This window comes from Aquipuribacter hungaricus (assembly GCF_037860755.1).
In the GTDB taxonomy this organism is placed as follows: Bacteria; Actinomycetota; Actinomycetes; order Actinomycetales; family JBBAYJ01; genus Aquipuribacter; species Aquipuribacter hungaricus.
This window is the reverse complement of sequence record NZ_JBBEOI010000383.1, coordinates 1-2,058: the sequence shown is the minus strand read 5'-3', so window position 1 is coordinate 2,058 and position 2,058 is coordinate 1. Positions and strand designations below refer to the sequence as shown.

Genomic DNA, 2,058 nt, shown 5'->3' with positions numbered 1-2,058 from the left:
GCCCGGGGCAGCTCGGCGCCGCGGACGACGGAGCCGGCACGGTGCACGGCGGCCACGCCCGGCAGGTCCGCCACCCGTGCGACGGCGGCGTCGGCGCCGGGCTCGCCCCAGCCCGCCTCGACCGCTATGTCGGCCCCGGCGACCGAGGCGGTGTCCCCGTCGCGGACGACCTGGGCCATGGCGTCCCCGGCGAGCTGGACGAGCACGGCGAAGGCCACCGCGAGGGCGACGGCGAGGGCGCAGGCCAGATACCGGCCCGGGGTGCGGCGCAGCCGGGCGAGAGCGAGCTGCCTCATGCCTCACCGCCCGCACGGACCCTGGCGAGGGCGTCGGTGACGGCGGCGGCGTCGGGGTGCCCGTCCAGGGTGCCGGCGACCCGGCCGTCGGACAGCACGACCACGCGGTCGGCCCACGACGCGGCGACCGGGTCGTGGGTGACCATGACGACGGTCTGGCCGCCGGTGCGGACCGCCTCGCGCAGCACGTCGAGCACCTCGTGCCCGGTGGCGGTGTCGAGGTTGCCGGTGGGCTCGTCGGCGAACACGACGGCCGGGCGCGACAGCAGGGCGCGCGCGACGGCGACCCGCTGCTGCTGCCCGCCGGACAGCTCGTGCGGGCGGTGGCCCAGGCGGTCGCCCAGGCCGAGCCGGTCGACCACCTCGGTGAACCAGGCCTCGTCGGCACGGACCCCGCCCAGGACGAGGGGCAGGCGGATGTTCTCGGCCGCCGTGAGGACGGGCACGAGGTTGAAGGACTGGAACACGAACCCCACCCGGGCACCCCGCAGCCGGCTGAGGCCGGCGTCGTCCAGGTCGGCGAGCGCGACGCCGTCGAGGACGACCTCGCCGCCGTCGGGGCGGTCCAGCGCCGCCAGGCAGTGGACGAGGGTGGACTTGCCGGAGCCCGAGGGGCCCATCACCGCGGTGAAGGTGCCGCGGGGGATGTCGATGTCGACCCCGCGCAGGGCGTGCACCGCCGCGTCGCCGTCGCCGTAGGTCCGGACGAGGCCGCGGCCGGAGACCGCCGGAGCGGTGCCGGCCGTCCCGGAGACGGAGGTGGGCGAGGAGGACGGCGACGCGGGGGAGGCGGGTGACGGCGGCGGGCCGGACAGGGACGTGGTCTGCATGGCCCGGACGCTAGGGACGGGCACCTGCCCGCCGCGTCGGACCGGGGAGGGACCTCGCGACCCCGCCGGGCGGTCGCGGCGGCCCCGTGTCCACCCGTGGGAGGACCCCGGGCGCGCGGGGCGGCTCAGCCGGGGGCGGGGTCGTCCTCGGGGTGGACCAGGCCCGTCCGGTAGGCGAGGACCACCGCCTGCACCCGGTCCCGGCTGCCGGTCTTCTCCAGCACCCGCCCGACGTGCGTCTTGACCGTCGACCGGCCGAGGACCAGGTGCTCGGCGATCTCGGTGTTGGACAGCCCCTGCGCCATGAGGACGAGGACCTCGCGCTCGCGGGCCGTGAGCCCGTCCAGCTCCTCGCCGACGCCGCGTGCCGGCGCGGGGAGGGCGCCCGCCGGGGTGCCGTCGGCAGGCCCGCCGCGCAGCAGGGGCGCGACGTGGCGCAGCAGCCGGCGGGTCGCGGAGGCGGCGACGACGGCCTCGCCGGAGTGGACGACGCGGACGGCGTCGAGCAGCTCCTCGGGCTGGGCGTCCTTGAGCAGGAAGCCGCTGGCGCCGGCGGCCACCGCCGACAGCACGTAGTCGTCGAGGTCGAACGTCGTGAGGACGAGCACGCGCGTGGCCGGGTCCGCGGCGAGCACCTGCCGGGTCGCCTCGACCCCGTCGAGCACCGGCATCCGGACGTCCATGAGCACCACGTCGACGGGGGTGCGGGCCAGCGCCTCGACGGCCTGGCGCCCGTCGCCGGCCTCGACGACGACGCGCAGGTCCGGCTGGGAGTCCACGAGCATCCGGAACCCGGCCCGGACGAGCGGCTGGTCGTCGACGAGCGCCACGGTGACCCGGCCGCCGGGGCCGCGCCCGGTCAGCCTGCCCTCGCCCGGCCCGCCCGCGGGCTGCCCGCTCACCGCGCGCTCCCGGGGGCACCGGCACCGACC

The 2,058-nt window shown here is 78.3% G+C and carries 2 protein-coding genes and 1 pseudogene; all 3 read right to left on the bottom strand.

The features are described from left to right. Positions 1 to 296, bottom strand: a pseudogene (locus tag WCS02_RS19925) (hypothetical protein); the annotation flags it as partial. Next, a complete protein-coding gene (locus tag WCS02_RS19920; RefSeq protein WP_340296030.1) occupies positions 293 to 1,126 on the bottom strand; it encodes an ABC transporter ATP-binding protein in 834 nt (277 codons plus the stop codon). The gene WCS02_RS19920 and the pseudogene WCS02_RS19925, both read right to left, overlap by 4 nt. Before the next feature lie 125 nt (positions 1,127 to 1,251). After that, positions 1,252 to 1,911, bottom strand: coding sequence for a response regulator (locus WCS02_RS19915; protein WP_376984099.1), 660 nt, complete (start codon positions 1,909 to 1,911; stop codon positions 1,252 to 1,254). Positions 1,912 to 2,058: the final 147 nt, after the last annotated feature.

Bases quoted from the DNA above. Each gene is read 5' to 3' on its own strand.
- WCS02_RS19920 (WP_340296030.1), bottom strand. From the start codon at position 1,126: ATGCAGACCACGTCCCTGTCCGGCCCGCCGCCGTCACCCGCCTCCCCC.
- WCS02_RS19915 (WP_376984099.1), bottom strand. From the start codon at position 1,911: ATGCTCGTGGACTCCCAGCCGGACCTGCGCGTCGTCGTCGAGGCCGGC.